The following is a 575-nucleotide window of genomic DNA, read 5'->3' on the forward strand; positions in this document are numbered from 1 at the left end:
ATCTCCTTCTCGTCGAAGATCAGCAGACTGCAAATCATAGCTTATGTCAGTGTCCGAATTTCGGGGGGTAGCTCAATACGAGAAGCAGATCCGGGACCTGCAGGAAGCCTATGGCGAGGCCATGCTGGAGCTGCGGGCCCGAAAAAAGCTTCAGGCCCTGCTGGATGCGCAGGACGGGAATTGATCCGTCGCATCCAGCAGGGCCTCTTGGCGGAGGGCGTCGCTGTGTCGATCGCCAAGCTCTGTGCCTGGTTCGGCATCCCGAGGCGGACGGTCTATTACAAGCCGGTGAAAGCCGCGCCGAAGGTCGATCCCCGCTTCGCCGAACCGATCAAGAAGACCCCTCTCACACATGCAAGCATGTGTTGCCGGGCAGTGGATCGAGGAGGAGCCGTCCTTCGGCTATCGGACCGTGGCCTGGCTCCTGGGCTTCAACAGTGAGGCCCCGAACGCCACTGGTCCGAGTGAGAGGGCCGAACGACGGTGCAGAGGATCTTCCAGATCAAGGGCTGACCCCTCTCGGCAGCATCCTGTGGATGCGCCTGCCGGGCAATGGGTCCGCAAGCGCGCCGTGG

General features: G+C 61.9%; 1 protein-coding gene. It reads left to right on the forward strand.

All coding sequences use genetic code 11. The features are described 5' to 3' along the window. The first annotated feature begins 49 nt into the window (after positions 1 to 49). Entirely contained in the window at positions 50 to 184 is a 135-nt protein-coding gene (locus Q4543_RS24530; RefSeq protein ID WP_303442814.1) for a hypothetical protein, read from the forward strand. The last annotated feature ends 391 nt before the right edge of the window (positions 185 to 575 follow it).

The sequence above is a fragment of the Salipiger sp. 1_MG-2023 genome (assembly GCF_030547555.1).
GTDB lineage: Bacteria > Pseudomonadota > Alphaproteobacteria > Rhodobacterales > Rhodobacteraceae > Salipiger.